Genomic DNA, 298 nt, shown 5'->3' with positions numbered 1-298 from the left:
CCTAACTGTTTTTTAGTGTAAAGCCTGAGCATTAGTATGATTTGTTCTAAATCTTTATTTCTCTTGACAATTTGAGTAGATTCAATCAATTGTTCTAATATTTTTAGAAACAGTTCCATTGAAATTGCTAGGGTTTCTAGTTGACACTCTAGATCTCTAAAAAGCTCTCCTAATGTTTGTGGTTCATTATTGATACGATTGATATAGCTTGTAAGATTATAAGCAAAGAAAGATAGAGTAATCCTAGCAACGAGTGCCTCAAAGATTCTATTTTCTTCTTTTCCAAATTGAAAATACT

At 30.5% G+C, this 298-nt stretch carries 1 pseudogene; it reads right to left on the bottom strand.

From position 1 onward, the window contains the following. Positions 1 to 298: pseudogene (locus CJ670_RS10970) on the bottom strand (hypothetical protein); the annotation flags it as partial.

The organism is Arcobacter cryaerophilus gv. crypticus (genome assembly GCF_002993025.1).
Taxonomy (GTDB): domain Bacteria; phylum Campylobacterota; class Campylobacteria; order Campylobacterales; family Arcobacteraceae; genus Aliarcobacter; species Aliarcobacter cryaerophilus_B.
Note: the sequence above shows the minus strand (reverse complement) of the source record. Positions and strands in the feature narration are given on the sequence as shown.